Genomic DNA, 13,335 nt, shown 5'->3' on the forward strand with positions numbered 1-13,335 from the left:
ACTCGGACGCATGACCTCCACGCTCGTCCTGCTCCGTCACGGCAACAGTGACTGGAACCAGAAGAACCTGTTCACCGGTTGGGTCGACGTCCGGCTCAGCGAGCTGGGCGAGAAGGAGGCGAAGCGCGCCGGCGAGCTCATCGCCGAGTCGGGCATCGTGCCGGACGTCCTCTACACGTCGCTCCTGACCCGCGCGATCCAGACCGCCGACATCGCCCTGCTCGAGGCCGACCTCGCCTGGCTGCCGGTGAAGCGCGACTGGCGCCTCAACGAGCGCCACTACGGCGACCTGCAGGGCAAGGACAAGGCCCAGACGCTCGAGCAGTACGGCGAGCAGCAGTTCATGGAGTGGCGTCGTTCGTTCGACGTCCCGCCGCCCCCCATCGCCGACGACGCCGAGTGGTCGCAGGCAGGCGACCGCCGCTACGCCGACCTCGGCGACCAGCTGCCCCGGACCGAGTCGCTCAAGCTCGTGATCGACCGTCTCCTGCCGTACTGGGAGTCGGACATCACGAAGGACCTGGGCGAGGGGAAGACCGTCCTGGTCACGGCGCACGGCAACTCGCTCCGCGCGCTCGTGAAGCACCTCGACGGCATCTCGGACGACGACATCGCCGGTCTCAACATCCCGACGGGCATCCCGCTCGTGTACGAGCTCGACGACGACTTCCGTCCGACGAAGCCCTCGTACTACCTCGACCCCGAGGCCGCCGCTGCCGGCGCTGCCGCCGTGGCCGCCCAGGGCGCGAAGAAGTAGCACCAGACAGCACCGCGGAAGCGACAGTCCGCCGCCGAACCCTCGCGGCAGACTGTCGCTTCCGCGTTGCGGTCGGGCTCTCGAACGACCGCGGGCACCTCAGACGAAGTGGTCGGCGATCTCCTGCACGAGCGCCCCGACGTCGTACGGCCGGCCGGTGTCGACCCGCACGACCGGCACCCCGAGCAGCCCGATCGGCGCCGCCTCGTCGCCGTGCTCGTCCCAGAAGGCCAGGATCTCCGCCAGGTCCCCGTGCACCTCGTGCCGGACGGGCAGCGTGCCGGGCTCGTACCGGTCGCGCAGCCGGTCCGCGGCGGTGACCCGGTCGACCTGGCAGAACACCTCGACGGCGCGCGGCGACCCGGCGGAGGCGAGTCCGGCCTCCAGGCGGTCGCGGTCACGGGACGGCAGCCAGACGGCGTCGAGGACGACCCCGTTCTCGACGGCCCGCGCCATCGACCACATCGTGTCCATCGCGATCCCGCCGAGGTCGCGCGGACCGATCATCGGACCGACCACGTCGGCCAGCGGCTCCTTGATGCGGTCCTTCGACAGGAAGGGGCAGCCGAGCACCTCGGCCAGGGCGGCGCCCACCGTGCTCTTGCCCGAACCGGGCATCCCGTTGACGATGATCGCGACCTGAGCCATGCCACGATCCTGGCAGAACCCGTCAGGCGGGGGAGGTCGTCACCGACGCGGCGCCGGTCCAGTCGCCCGTCGCCAGGTACTCGACCTTCTTGGCGATCGACACCGCGTGGTCGGCGAAGCGCTCGTGGTAGCGCGAGGCGAGGGTCGCGTCGACCGTGTCGATCGGGTTGCCCTTCCACGTCTCGCCGAGCACGAAGTCGAAGACGCTCGCGTGGAGCTCGTCGACGGCGTCGTCCTCGTCGCGGATCTCCGCGGCCAGGGCGATGTCCTCGGTGGCGAGCAGGCGCGTGAGCTTCTGCGCCATCTGGACGTCGTGCGCGCCCATCTGCTTGAAGGTGCCGCGCAGGCCCTTCGGCACGACCTTCTCGGGGAAGCGCTGGCGGGCGAGCTGGGCGATGTGCTCGGCCATGTCGCCCATGCGCTCGAGCGACGAGCTGACGCGCAGCGCGGTCACGACGACGCGGAGGTCACGGGCGACGGGGGCCTGCCGGGCGAGGATGTCGATGGCGATCTCGTCGAGGCTGTTCGCGGCCTGGTCGATCTTGGCGTCGTCGGCGATCACCTCCTCGGCGAGGGCGACGTCGGACTCGCTGAACGCCTGCGTCGCACGGGTGATCGCGGACTCGACGAGCCCGGCGATCTCGGTCAGACGCTCCTGGACGTCCTGGAGCTCCTGCTGGAAGACTTCGCGCATGGGGGATGTGCCTCTCTGATGCGTACCGGACGAGTGTCGTCAGCCCAGGTGAACGAACGGTGACCTGCGGCTGAACACCTCTCGATCCGGGGGCGGAACTGCGCCGGAGCGGGGTGAACGGCGTCGGAACCCCGCGTGACGATCCCTACACTGGCGGCATGGACAACGCGTGGCTCGTGCCACTGTCGATGCTCCTCGGCGGGGTCTTCGGCGCTGGGGTCGTGGTGCTGGTCATCACGGCGGAGCGCACGGCCCGGGCAGCCGACGTCGCGGAACGGACGCTGCCCGACGGTGTCGCCGCGGTCATCGCCACGATGCACAACCCGGCCGTGGTCGTCGACCCGTCGAACACGGTCGTCGCCGCGTCACCGCAGGCACTGACCGTGGGGCTCGTCGTGCGCCGGAAGCTCGTGCACGCCGAGCTCGTCGACCTGGTGGACCGCGTGCGCAGGAGCGGGGAGATGGGCTCCGAGGACCTCGAGCTGCCCCGCGGGCGCAGCGGGGAACTGGTCGGCTACCTGAGCTTCCGGGCGGCGCAGCTCGGCAACCGGTACGTGCTCGTCACCGCGGACGACCTGACCGAGAGCCGCCGCATCGACGAGGTCCGACGCGACTTCGTGGCGAACATCTCGCACGAGCTGAAGACCCCCATCGGTGCGATCGGGCTGCTCGCCGAGACGCTGGTGCTCGCCGCCGACGACCCCGACCACGTGAAGAAGTTCGCCGGCCAGCTCATCACCGAGTCGGAGCGCCTCGGGGCGCTGACGAAGGACATCATCGAGCTCTCCCGACTGCAGTCCGTCGACACGCTCGAGAGCAGCGAGGAGACCTCCGTCGACAAGATCGTGCAGGCCGCCGTCGACGCGAACGAGGTCGTCGCCCGCGCCCGCGAGATCGAGATCGTCCGGGCGAAGCGGTCGAAGCTGCGGGTCATGGGTGACCCGGGGCTGCTGCAGGTCGCGGTGTCGAACCTCATCGCGAACGCCGTCAAGTACTCCCCGGACCACACCCGCGTCGGCGTCGGCGTCCGGTCCACCAAGGGCTTCGTCGAGATCGCGGTCACCGACCAGGGCGTCGGCATCCCGGAGGCCGACCTCGACCGCGTGTTCGAGCGCTTCTACCGCGTCGACCCCGCGCGGTCCCGGGCCACCGGCGGCACCGGCCTCGGTCTCGCCATCGTCAAGCACGTCGTCGGCAACCACGGCGGCGACGTCCGCGTCTGGTCGCAGCCCGGCAAGGGCTCGACCTTCACGATCCGCCTGCCCGAGGCGGATCCCGAACTCACCACCGCACTCGAAGAGCAACTGGAAGAGCAGCCATCGTGACCAAGATCCTCATCGTCGACGACGAGCCGGCCCTGAGCGAGCCCCTGGAGTTCCTCCTGCAGCGCGAGGGGTACGAGACCTCCGTCGCCGCGGACGGCGTGACCGCGCTGTCGAAGTTCGACGCCGAGAACCCCGACCTGATCCTGCTCGACCTCATGCTGCCCGGACTGAGCGGCACCGAGGTGTGCCGGCAGGTCCGCACGCGGTCGAACGTGCCGATCATCATGCTCACCGCCAAGGACTCCGAGGTGGACATCGTCGTCGGGCTCGAGCTCGGCGCCGACGACTACGTGACGAAGCCGTACTCGACGCGCGAGCTGCTGGCGCGCCTGCGGGCCGTGCTGCGTCGGCGGACCGAGGACGACCCGGGTGACAGCGGCATCCTGCAGGTCGGCGGGATCCGGATGGACGTCGAGCGGCACACGGTGTCGGTGGACGGGTCCGAGACGCCGATGCCGCTCAAGGAGTTCGAGCTGCTCGAGCTGCTGCTCCGGAACGCCGGGCGCGTGCTCACCCGCGGGCAGCTCATCGACCGGGTGTGGGGCTCCGACTACTTCGGCGACACGAAGACGCTCGACGTGCACATCAAGCGCATCCGCTCGAAGATCGAGCGGGTGCCGAGCGCCCCGGAGATCCTGGTGACGGTGCGCGGCCTGGGGTACCGGATCGAGGGCTGAGCCCGCGCCCCGTCGCCGCCGTCCGCGGCACGCTGGCCGTCCGCTGCCGGACGTCCACTGCTGACGGGCGACGCACTGGAGGCCCGGTGCCGGTTCCGGGAACCGCCACCGGGCCTCCGGTGCGTTGCGTCACGTTCGTCGCGCCGGTCCGGCGCGCAGCGATCAGACGGTGTCACTGTCAGTTGGTGCCGCTGTCGCCCTCGGACGAGTCGGTCTGCGAGTCACCCGACTGCGTGCCCGGGGCGGTCGCGTCGCCGGTCGGCTCGGAGCCGCTCTCCGACGGGGAGGTCGACCGCATCGACGGCGTGGCCGACGGCGAGGTCGAGGGGGCGAGCGTCTGGTACTCCTCGAGCGCGCTGGTCAGCACCGGCACGCTGGCCGAGACGCCCTCGGCGCCGGAGTACGAGAAGTACGTCTTGACGAGCGAACCCGGGACCACGTCGGAGGCGTCGAACAGGACGGCCTGCGAGTCGGCGACCTTCGAGCCCTGCCCGTCGGTGCCCTCCTCCGAGCCCGCCTCGGAGGTCTGGGATGCGTTCGGGGTGTTCGCGCCGAGGTCGGCGCGGCTGTTGCCCGGGACGACGACGGTCTGCGTGTCGCCGCCGACCTCGATCGAGAGGGTGATCTCCTTCGACCCGGTGTTGACGATCGTGCCGACGAAGCGGGCGTCGTCCTCCTGGTCACTGATGAACAGCGCGTTGCGGATGTCGATCGAGCCGGTGCTCACGTTCACGCCGTCGGTGATCTGCTTGATCTCCGTGGTGTGCGCGGGCGACATGAACTCGCAGCCGGTGGCGCCGAGCGCGATGGTTGCCGCAACGGCGACGGACACGAGTACCCGAGCTCGCAAGAGATTCCTCCGGAAGATCACGATGTGGACCAGGCGGTCCGCGTCCATCCTACCGATCGTCTGGGGTGCGGGCCGCCCAGGCCCCTTACCCGAAACGCCCTTGTGGTAAACTGGGGGTCCTGGGAACGGAGCCTGATACATGCAATTCGAGGTCGGCGAGACCGTCGTCTACCCCCACCACGGGGCGGCAACCATCTCTGAAGTCAAGACGCGCGTCATCAAGGGCGAGGAAAAGGTCTACCTGAAGCTGCGTGTCACGCAGGGTGACCTGACGATCGAGGTGCCGGCGGACAACGTCGACCTGGTCGGCGTCCGCGACGTCATCGGCAAGGAAGGCCTCGACAAGGTCTTCGAGGTCCTGCGGGCACCCTTCACGGAAGAGCCCACCAACTGGTCGCGCCGGTACAAGGCGAACCTGGAGAAGCTGGCGTCGGGCGACGTCATCAAGGTGTCCGAGGTCGTCCGCGACCTCTGGCGCCGTGACCAGGACCGCGGGCTCTCCGCGGGCGAGAAGCGCATGCTGGCGAAGGCCCGGCAGATCCTGATCTCCGAGCTCGCCCTGGCCGAGAAGACCGACGAGGACAAGGCATCGACCGTCCTCGACGAGGTCCTCGCCTCCTAGCGCGAACCGCAGCTGGACCACACGACGACGACCGTCCTGCTCCCCGTTCGGGTGAGCAGGGCGGTCGTCGTCGTCGCGGCGGGTTCGGGCACACGGCTCGGCATCGGTGACGCGAAGGCGTTCGTGCCCGTCGCCGGGGAGGCGATGCTCACGCGTGCGGTGCGCACCGTGCTCACGCTGGCCGAGCCGACCGTCGTCGTGGTCGTCGCACCCGCGGCCCGGCTCGACGAGTGCCGTGCCCTGGTCGCCGCCGTCGCCGGACCCGCGGTCGACCTCACCGCCGTCGTCACGGGTGGCGCGGACCGGCACGCGTCGGTGCAGGCGGGCCTCGACGCCCTGCCGGACGGCATCGAGTGGGTCGGCGTCCACGACGCGGCACGCTGCCTGACCCCGGCCGCCCAGTTCGACGCGGTGTTCACCCGTGCGCGGGAGACCGGCGACGGCGTCGTCCCGGCCCTGCCCGTCACGGACACGGTCAAGCGGGTCGAGGGTGACGTCGTGGTCGAGACCGTGGACCGGTCTGCGCTCGTCGGGGTGCAGACGCCGCAGGTCTTCCCGCTCGCCCGGCTCCGGGACGCCTACGCGGTCGCCGAGCGGTCCGAGACCGACGACGCGGGGGTGTACCGGGCAGCGGGTGGCACCGTGCGGACGGTGCCGGGTGATGCGGACGCGTTCAAGATCACCACGCGGTGGGACCTGGCACGGGCCGAGGCGCTCGTCGCCACCCGCGCGGGTGCTGCCGCCACGGTACCCGCCGTCCGGGTGGGGCTCGGCGTCGACGTGCACGCCTTCGACCCGGCATCGCCCTGCCGGGTCGGGCTGCTCGACTTCCCCGGCGAACCCGGTCTCGCGGGGCACAGCGACGGCGACGCGGTGGCGCACGCGGTCTGTGACGCCCTGCTGTCGGCGGGCGGACTCGGGGACATCGGCGGCCGGTTCGGCACGTCCGACCCGCAGTACGCCGGTGCCGCCGGTGCCGTCTTCGTCCGCGGCGCCGTCGAGCTGCTGCGGGCTGCCGGGCTGGTGCCGACGTCGGTCACGGTGCAGGTGATCGGCAACCGCCCACGCATCGGTGCACGGCGCGACGAGATGCAGGCCGCCCTGGCCGCGGTCGTCGGCGCTCCGGTGGCCGTCTCCGGCACGACGACGGACGGCCTCGGCCTGACCGGGCGCGGCGAGGGGCTCGCGGCGATCGCGACCGCCGTCGTCCGCCCGGCCTGAGCCCAGCGGCCCGCACCGGGTTCCGACGCCGGGACCGCCCGACGTCCTAGGCTTGTGGCGTGACCGTTCGCCTGTACGACTCCCGCGCCGCAGCCGTCGTCGACCTCGTCCCGCTGGTCGACGGACAGGTGAGCATGTACGTCTGCGGTCCGACCGTGCAGTCGTCCCCGCACATCGGACACCTGCGCTCGGCACTCGTGTACGACGTCTGGCGCCGGTGGCTGACGTACCGCGGGTACCGGGTGACCCTCGTGCGGAACGTCACCGACATCGACGACAAGGTGCTCGACCTCGCCGCGGGCACCGACGAGCCGTGGTTCGCCCGGGCGTACCGCGTCGAGCGGGAGTTCACCGCGGCCTACGACGCCCTCGGCATCCTGCCGCCGACCTACGAGCCACGGGCGACCGCGAGCGTCCCGCAGATGCACGAGATCATCGAGCGGCTGATCGAGCGCGGGCACGCGTACGCCGCTGCCGACGGCACGGGCGACGTGTACTTCGACACCGGCAGCTGGGAGTCGTACGGCGCCCTGACGCGCCAGCGTCGCGAGGACATGGTCGAGGCAGCCGACGCCGACCCGCGCGGCAAGCGGGACCCGCGGGACTTCGCGCTGTGGAAGGGCGCCAAGCCGGGGGAGCCGACGACGGCGACCTGGGACTCGCCCTGGGGTCCGGGTCGCCCGGGCTGGCACATCGAGTGCTCGGCGATGTCGCGGCGCTACCTGGGCCCGGCGTTCGACATCCACGGCGGCGGCCTCGACCTGCGCTTCCCGCACCACGAGAACGAGCTTGCCCAGTCCACCGCCGCCGGTGACGCCTTCGCGAGCCACTGGCTGCACAACGGGCTCGTCACGGTCGAGGGGCAGAAGATGTCGAAGTCCCTCGGCAACTCGATCTTCGCCGCGGAGTTCCTCGGGGCCGCCCGTCCCGCCGTGGTCCGCTACTTCCTCGGAGCCGCGCACTACCGGTCGTCGATCGACCACCACGAGGGGTCCCTGGCCGAGGCCGAGGCGGCGTACGACCGCATCGAGGGCTTCCTCGCCCGCGCCGGAGCCCGGCTCGCGGGGGTCCCGCTCCGCGATGCACCGTCCGTGCCCGACGCGTTCGCTGCCGCGATGGACGACGACCTCTCGGTGCCCCAGGCGCTGGCCGTGCTGCACGACACCGTGCGTGCCGGGAACGCCGCCCTGGACGCCGACGATGCGGAAGCGCTCGGGACCGCGTACCATCAGGTGGCCGCGATGGTCGAGGTCCTCGGCATCGACCCGCGAGCGGCCCACTGGTCCGGCGGTGCGCAGGACGTCTCGGCCGCACCGCTCGCCGCGCTCGTCGACCGCCTCGTGCAGGAGCGCGCCGACGCCCGTGCGGCACGCGACTTCGCCACGGCGGACCGGGTGCGGGACGACCTCGCAGCCGCGGGGATCACCATCGAGGACACCGCAGCAGGAACACGCTGGAGCATCGCCTGACAACGGCCGTGCCGGACAGGAGAGAGCAATGAAGAACGTCTCGGGGAGCAAGAAGGGCCGGCCCGGCGCCGTCCGCTCCGGCCGCAAGGGCAACAAGCAGGTCGGCTCCGGCGGCCAGGGCGCGCAGGCGCTCGAGGGCCGGAAGCCGACGCCGAAGGCCGAGGACCGTCCGTACCACCCCGCCGGCAAGCGCAAGGCGGCGAAGGAGCGACTCGACGCAGCGCGTGGACGCCACGGTGCCTCGAGTGCACCGCAACAGCGCACCGGTCGCCCGCCGCAGCGCAAGAGCGACGATTCCGAGCTCGTGACCGGGCGCAACTCCGTGCTCGAGGCGCTGCGGACGAAGACCCCCTCGACGACGCTCTACATCGCTGCCCGCATCGAGGTCGACGACCGCGTCAAGGAGATCCTGGCGCTCGCCAACCACCGCGGTGTCCCGATCATGGAGATCATGCGGCCGGAGCTCGACCGCATCACCGGGCACGACAGCGTCCACCAGGGCGTCGCGCTCAAGGTGCCGGCCTACGAGTACGCCGTCGCCGAGGACATCGCCGAGCGCGCGTTCTCCCGCGACCAGGTCCCGCTCATGGTGGCGCTCGACGGCATCACCGACCCGCGGAACCTCGGTGCGATCATCCGGTCGACCGCGGCCTTCGGCGGGCACGGCGTCATCGTGCCGCAGCGTCGCTCGGTCGGCGTGACCGCGTCGGCGTGGAAGACGAGCGCCGGTGCCGCTGCCCGGACGCCCGTCGCGATGGCGCCGAACCTCACGCAGACCCTCAAGTCGCTGAAGTCGATGGGGCTCTTCGTGCTCGGTCTCGACGGCGACGGGGACGTCGAGCTCGACGCCCTCGAACTCGCCGACCGGCCGATCGTGATCGTCGTCGGCTCCGAGGGCAAGGGGCTGTCGCGCCTGGTCACCGAGACCTGCGACGCGATCGTCTCGATCCCGATCTCGAGCGCCACCGAGTCGCTCAACGCGGGCATCGCCGCGAGCGTCACCCTGTGGGAGGTCGCACGGCGCCGTCGCGCCGAGTAGCGCTTCCCGCACCCCGCCACTCGCACGACGCAACGTCGGCGGCTCCCCGCAGCGCTCCAGCACTGCGAGCAGCCGCCGACGTCGCGTTCAGCGGAGGGCACCGCGCCGGTCAGACCGTGGCGCGCCAGTCCTCGACGTCGTCCTCGTCGGACTCGGCGGCGTCGTCGTCGACCACGGGGATCGGCAGCGTCATCGACGAGGTCGGCGGGTTGATGAGCAGCCGCTCGTCCCGACGGTGCCGCAGCACGTCGTTGATGTAGGCGGTCGTGGCCTCCGGCAGGGAGACCGACCGTTCCTCCTCCTGCGACATGTACCAGCGGTGCTCGAGCAGCTCGTGGAACACCTCGGCGGGCTCGAGCCGACCGCGCAGGTCCCGCGGGATCGACCGCACGACGGGCTCGAAGACGCGCGAGACCCACTCGTGCGCCACCATCTCCTCGTCGAGCTGGTCGCGACCGTTCCGCGCCCGGTAGGCGTCGAGGTCGTTGAGCAGCCGTCGCGCCTGGTTCTCGCCGGCGTCGAGCCCGGTCAGCCGCAGCAGTCGACGCTGGTGGTGCCCGGCGTCCACGACCTTCGGCTGGATCCGGACCTGCGAGCCGCCCTCGGTGGTGTGGATCGAGAGCTCCTCGATGTCGAACCCGAGTGCGTTGAGCCGCTCGACGCGGTCGTTGATGCGCCAGCGTTCCCTGACGTCGAACTGCTCGGTGCCGGTCAGTTCCTTCCAGAGCGTCCGGTACTGCGCGACGATCCGGTTGGACACGTCCACCGGGTCGGCGTTCTCGTCGAGGCGGCCTCCGGCCTCGAGGTCGAGGAGCTCGCCGGCGATGTTCACCCGGGCCACCTCGAGGTCGTTCTCGCGCTGGCCGTTCGACAGCCCGCCCGGGTAGAGCTTGCCGGTCTCGGCGTCGACCAGGTACGCGGCGAAGGCTCCGGCGTCGCGGCGGAACAGGGTGTTCGACAGCGAGACGTCACCCCAGTAGAAGCCGATGACGTGCAACCGGACGAGCAGCAGGGCGAGGGCGTCGACGAGACGCGTCGCGGTCTCCGGCCGCAGGGTCTGCGAGTACAGCGCCCGGTACGGCAGCGAGAACCGCAGGTGTCGCGTGACGAGCACCGGGTGCAGGGGGTCGCCGTGCTCGTCGACGCGGTTCGTGATCACCGCGACCGGGTCGACGCACGGCACGTCCATGCGCTGCAGCGTGCGGAGCATCTCGTACTCGGCTCGGGCCACCTCTTCGCCGGTCTCCTTGACGGCCGCGACGTACCCGCTCAGGTGGACGAACCGCACGAGGTGCCGCGAGATGCCCTTCGGCAGGGCGACGATGACGTCGTCGGGCCAGTCCTCGAGCGGCAGGTCCCACGGCAGGTCGAGCAGGCCGGGGTCGACGGTGGCGGCGGTGATGGACATGGAGTCGGGCACGGGTGGCTCCTGTTGGTGCGGTGACCGGGGTCGGTCCGGCTCTTCCAGCGTTACGCGCTGACGACTGCCTTGTCGTCCAGGCGCTCGCCCGACTCGGTGTCGAAGGCGTGCACGTGGCCCTGCTTCGGGGAGATGACGATCGTGTCACCGATCGACGGGTGCGAGCGGCCGTCGACGCGGGCGACGATGTCGGCGCGCTGGCCGTTCACGTCGGCGTGACCGTACAGGTAGCCGTCGGCGCCGAGCTCCTCGACCACGTCGACCGTGACCGGCAGGCCCTCGCCCGACGGGGACACGATGACGTCCTCGGGGCGGATGCCGACCGTGATCGAGCCGGAGCGGGCGTTCGACAGGGTGTCGCGGTCGAGCGGGTGGTTCAGCGAGCCGAACTTGATGCCGCCCTCGATGACGTCGGCGGGCAGCAGGTTCATGGCCGGCGAGCCGATGAAGCCGGCGACGAACACGTTGTTCGGCTTCTCGTACAGGTCGCGCGGGGTGCCGACCTGCTGCAGGATGCCGTCCTTGAGCACCGCGATGCGGTCACCCATGGTGAGCGCCTCGGTCTGGTCGTGCGTGACGTAGACCGTGGTGACGCCGAGACGACGCTGCAGCGAGGCGATCTGGGTGCGGGTCTGGACGCGGAGCTTGGCGTCGAGGTTCGACAGCGGCTCGTCCATGAGGAACACCTGCGGCTGACGGACGATCGCGCGGCCCATCGCGACGCGCTGACGCTGACCACCGGAGAGCGCCTTGGGCTTGCGGCCGAGGTACTGCTCGAGGTCGAGGAGCTTCGCGGCCTCCTGCACGCGGGTGGCGCGCTCCTCCTTGCCGACGCCGGCGATCTTGAGCGCGAAGCCCATGTTCTCGGCGACGGTCATGTGCGGGTACAGCGCGTAGTTCTGGAACACCATCGCGATGTCGCGGTCCTTCGGCGGGACGTCGGTGACGTCGCGCTCGCCGATCCGGATGGCGCCGGAGTTGACCTCTTCGAGGCCGGCGAGCATGCGCAGCGAGGTGGACTTGCCGCAGCCCGAGGGGCCGACGAGGACGAGGAACTCGCCGTCGGCGATGTCCAGGTCGAGGGAGTCGACCGCGGGGCGGGTGCCTCCGGGGTAGAGACGGGTTGCCTTGTCGTAGGTGACGGACGCCATGAGCGTTCGATCCTTCCTTCACCGGCAGGTACGTGCCGGACGATCCGTAGTGAAGCGGTTGCCCGTTGGGGCCCCGGATGGTCGCCGTCGACCATCGCTGCTCATACAACACGACTTCCCCCGCCAGCGCCAGTGTCGGTCCGACCTGGTTGGCTGGTCCCAGGAAGGACCACTACGATCGGCGGGTCCGTCCGGCGTACGGGGGAAGGTGAGGCCGTGCGGACGTCAGGATCAACGTGAGGACCATCGACGCATGACCAACCGCCCCGAGGGTGACGCACGCGCCGCGCGCAACGAACGACGAGAGGCCGCACGGCAACGGGCCCAGCGCGCCCGGACGCAGCAGAAGCGCCGGCAGCGCGGGACCCGTCTCGGGCTGCAGGTCGGCCTCGGGGTCGTGCTGCTCGCCGCGGTGGCGGTCGTCACCCTCGTGCTCGTCGACTCGGTCGGGCCTGCGGGTCCCGGTCCGTCCACGATGTCCCGTGGCGGCATCACCATCGGGCAGGACCTGAAGGCCGTGGACGCTGCCGCAGCCCCGTCGCCGAGCGCGACCGGCACCTCCGACCCGGTGCGCATCACCATGTACGTCGACTACCTCTGCGACACCTGCGCCCAGTTCGAGAAGGCGAACGGCGACTACATCGCGGGCCTCGCCGAGTCCGGCGCCGCGACGGTGGACATCCACCCCGTCGCCGTGCTGACGAACCGCTCGCAGGGAACGAAGTACTCGCTGCGCGCCGCGAACGCCGCCGCCTGCGTCGCGGACCGGTCGCCCGACCAGTTCTACGCCGTGAACCAGGCGCTCTTCGCGCGCCAGCCCGACCAGGGCACCTCCGGGCTCACCGACGCGCAGCTCGAGCGGATCGTCACCGGGGTCGACGGGGTGCAGGACGCCGCGGCGATCCGTGATTGCATCCGTGACCAGACCTACGTCAAGTGGGTCGACGAGCGCACGGCCGACGTGACCGGTGGGGACATCCCCGGGTCGTCGCTCAGCGAGTTCCCCGGGCCGCCCCTGGTGCTCGTGAACGGCAAGCAGTACGAGCTGACCGCGCCGATCACCAACGACGACTTCCGCACCTTCGTGGTGTCGGCGGCGGGCGCGACGGAGGCGACGCCGTCGCCGACGGCCACGCCGACCCCCTCCGCGAGCGCATCCGCCGGCTGACGTCACGAGACGGTCGGCCGACCGACGGACGGGAGGCTCCCCACCGGACCGGTGGGGAGCCTCCCGTCCGTCACGGCCCGGTTCCGCGCCTCGGTCGTCGCCCGTCTAGATGTGATGTTCAGGCAGGTTGTTGAGTCTGCTGATGGGTGGTGCTCCGATGGCGGAGAGAGTCCTGTGGTGATTGTAGAAGTGGAGCCAGCCCGGGAGCGCTTGTCGGCGTTCGGTCTCTGAGCCGTAGAACCGTGCGTATGCCCAGCCCTCGCCCAGGGTGCGGTGGAACCGCTCGATCTTCCC

General features: G+C 71.0%; 14 protein-coding genes. 8 read left to right on the forward strand and 6 right to left on the reverse strand.

Annotation, left to right across the window (positions count from 1 at the left end):
* Positions 1-10: 10 nt before the first annotated feature.
* On the forward strand, positions 11-757 hold the full coding sequence (locus QUG98_RS15505) for a phosphoglyceromutase (RefSeq protein WP_058729300.1): 747 nt from the start codon (positions 11-13) through the stop codon (positions 755-757).
* A 99-nt stretch (positions 758-856) separates the two neighbouring features.
* Here the strand turns inward: QUG98_RS15505 and QUG98_RS15510 are convergent, their stop codons facing one another.
* A complete protein-coding gene (locus QUG98_RS15510; protein WP_289471402.1) occupies positions 857-1,405 on the reverse strand; it encodes a P-loop nucleotide/nucleoside kinase family protein in 549 nt (182 codons plus the stop codon).
* Between the two features lie 22 nt (positions 1,406-1,427).
* Positions 1,428-2,099 (reverse strand): phosphate signaling complex protein PhoU, encoded by a 672-nt coding sequence (gene phoU, locus QUG98_RS15515; RefSeq protein ID WP_209675432.1) that lies wholly within the window; start codon positions 2,097-2,099, stop codon positions 1,428-1,430.
* Positions 2,100-2,257: 158 nt separating this feature from the next.
* On the opposite strand from phoU, the gene QUG98_RS15520 reads away from it, so the two are divergent.
* Positions 2,258-3,424, forward strand: a complete 1,167-nt coding sequence (locus QUG98_RS15520; protein WP_289471403.1) for a sensor histidine kinase — start codon at positions 2,258-2,260, stop codon at positions 3,422-3,424.
* Positions 3,421-4,101 carry a response regulator gene (locus QUG98_RS15525; RefSeq protein WP_289471404.1) on the forward strand — a complete coding sequence of 227 codons (681 nt, stop codon included), beginning with the start codon at positions 3,421-3,423 and terminating at the stop codon, positions 4,099-4,101. The genes QUG98_RS15520 and QUG98_RS15525 overlap by 4 nt, the downstream gene beginning before the upstream one ends.
* A gap of 178 nt (positions 4,102-4,279) precedes the next feature.
* Here the strand turns inward: QUG98_RS15525 and QUG98_RS15530 are convergent, their stop codons facing one another.
* Entirely contained in the window at positions 4,280-4,999 is a 720-nt protein-coding gene (locus QUG98_RS15530) for a hypothetical protein (RefSeq protein WP_289471405.1), read from the reverse strand.
* 91 nt (positions 5,000-5,090) lie between these two features.
* Between QUG98_RS15530 and QUG98_RS15535 the strand changes: the two genes are divergently transcribed.
* The 4 genes from QUG98_RS15535 to rlmB are packed head-to-tail and all read left to right on the forward strand — an operon-like array spanning position 5,091 to position 9,302.
* Positions 5,091-5,573 (forward strand): CarD family transcriptional regulator, encoded by a 483-nt coding sequence (locus tag QUG98_RS15535; RefSeq protein WP_017888066.1) that lies wholly within the window; start codon positions 5,091-5,093, stop codon positions 5,571-5,573.
* A 51-nt stretch (positions 5,574-5,624) separates the two neighbouring features.
* Positions 5,625-6,794 carry a 2-C-methyl-D-erythritol 4-phosphate cytidylyltransferase gene (gene ispD, locus QUG98_RS15540; protein WP_288468448.1) on the forward strand — a complete coding sequence of 390 codons (1,170 nt, stop codon included), beginning with the start codon at positions 5,625-5,627 and terminating at the stop codon, positions 6,792-6,794.
* 59 nt (positions 6,795-6,853) lie between these two features.
* Entirely contained in the window at positions 6,854-8,263 is a 1,410-nt protein-coding gene (gene cysS / locus QUG98_RS15545; protein WP_289471406.1) for a cysteine--tRNA ligase, read from the forward strand.
* 28 nt (positions 8,264-8,291) lie between these two features.
* Positions 8,292-9,302, forward strand: a complete 1,011-nt coding sequence (gene rlmB / locus QUG98_RS15550) for a 23S rRNA (guanosine(2251)-2'-O)-methyltransferase RlmB (protein ID WP_289471407.1) — start codon at positions 8,292-8,294, stop codon at positions 9,300-9,302.
* A 109-nt stretch (positions 9,303-9,411) separates the two neighbouring features.
* Here rlmB and QUG98_RS15555 read toward each other — a convergent pair whose 3' ends face one another.
* Positions 9,412-10,722 (reverse strand): DUF4032 domain-containing protein, encoded by a 1,311-nt coding sequence (locus QUG98_RS15555; RefSeq protein ID WP_289471408.1) that lies wholly within the window; start codon positions 10,720-10,722, stop codon positions 9,412-9,414.
* Between the two features lie 50 nt (positions 10,723-10,772).
* The gene (locus tag QUG98_RS15560) at positions 10,773-11,873 is read right to left on the reverse strand and encodes an ABC transporter ATP-binding protein (RefSeq protein ID WP_289471409.1); all 1,101 of its coding nucleotides are present in this window, start codon (positions 11,871-11,873) and stop codon (positions 10,773-10,775) included.
* Positions 11,874-12,126: 253 nt separating this feature from the next.
* Between QUG98_RS15560 and QUG98_RS15565 the strand changes: the two genes are divergently transcribed.
* Positions 12,127-13,041 carry a DsbA family protein gene (locus QUG98_RS15565; RefSeq protein WP_289471410.1) on the forward strand — a complete coding sequence of 305 codons (915 nt, stop codon included), beginning with the start codon at positions 12,127-12,129 and terminating at the stop codon, positions 13,039-13,041.
* A 105-nt stretch (positions 13,042-13,146) separates the two neighbouring features.
* Here the strand turns inward: QUG98_RS15565 and QUG98_RS15570 are convergent.
* The coding region (locus QUG98_RS15570) for an integrase core domain-containing protein (RefSeq protein WP_289471411.1) at positions 13,147-13,335 on the reverse strand (189 nt) is incomplete at its 5' end.

It is taken from the genome of Curtobacterium subtropicum (assembly GCF_030362975.1).
GTDB lineage: Bacteria > Actinomycetota > Actinomycetes > Actinomycetales > Microbacteriaceae > Curtobacterium > Curtobacterium subtropicum.

Excerpts from the sequence above, each read along its gene's own strand:
- QUG98_RS15505 (WP_058729300.1), top strand. The coding sequence starts at position 11 with ATGACCTCCACGCTCGTCCTGCTCCGTCACGGCAACAGTGACTGGAAC.
- QUG98_RS15510 (WP_289471402.1), bottom strand. The coding sequence starts at position 1,405 with ATGGCTCAGGTCGCGATCATCGTCAACGGGATGCCCGGTTCGGGCAAG.
- phoU (WP_209675432.1), bottom strand. The coding sequence starts at position 2,099 with ATGCGCGAAGTCTTCCAGCAGGAGCTCCAGGACGTCCAGGAGCGTCTG.
- QUG98_RS15520 (WP_289471403.1), top strand. The coding sequence starts at position 2,258 with ATGGACAACGCGTGGCTCGTGCCACTGTCGATGCTCCTCGGCGGGGTC.
- QUG98_RS15530 (WP_289471405.1), bottom strand. The coding sequence starts at position 4,999 with ATGGACGCGGACCGCCTGGTCCACATCGTGATCTTCCGGAGGAATCTC.
- QUG98_RS15535 (WP_017888066.1), top strand. The coding sequence starts at position 5,091 with ATGCAATTCGAGGTCGGCGAGACCGTCGTCTACCCCCACCACGGGGCG.
- rlmB (WP_289471407.1), top strand. The coding sequence starts at position 8,292 with ATGAAGAACGTCTCGGGGAGCAAGAAGGGCCGGCCCGGCGCCGTCCGC.
- QUG98_RS15560 (WP_289471409.1), bottom strand. The coding sequence starts at position 11,873 with ATGGCGTCCGTCACCTACGACAAGGCAACCCGTCTCTACCCCGGAGGC.
- QUG98_RS15565 (WP_289471410.1), top strand. The coding sequence starts at position 12,127 with ATGACCAACCGCCCCGAGGGTGACGCACGCGCCGCGCGCAACGAACGA.